Source organism: Serratia sp. HNCC26DJ244, assembly GCF_057180565.1.
Genome location: NZ_JBXUGO010000149.1, coordinates 1 through 275, shown reverse-complemented (window position 1 = coordinate 275; position 275 = coordinate 1). Strand labels below are relative to the sequence as shown.

Annotated in this window: 1 protein-coding gene; it reads left to right on the top strand. The window is 54.2% G+C overall.

Features of this window, described 5'->3' with window-relative positions; translation table 11 throughout:
- A partial coding sequence (locus AC2A06_RS19020; RefSeq protein ID WP_484381321.1) for an Ig-like domain-containing protein occupies positions 1-275 on the top strand: 275 nt, incomplete at both ends.

The window sequence follows — 275 nt, the reverse complement described above, 5'->3', positions numbered from 1 at the left end:
ACTGAAGGTAGATACCACCGCGCCAGATCAGCCGGTGATTGGTAGCGCCATTGATGACGTCGGTGATAACCGTGGTCCATTGACCAGCGGCGATGCCACTGACGATGCCAACCCAACCTTCAAGGGAACGACAGAGCCAAATAGCATCATCAATGTCTATGATGATGGAAAACTGTTGGGGTCGGCTGCTGCCGACGACAAGGGTGCCTGGTCATTTACCCCAACCACCCCATTGGTGGAAGGTGAACACAAGATCACCACCACTGCGACGGATA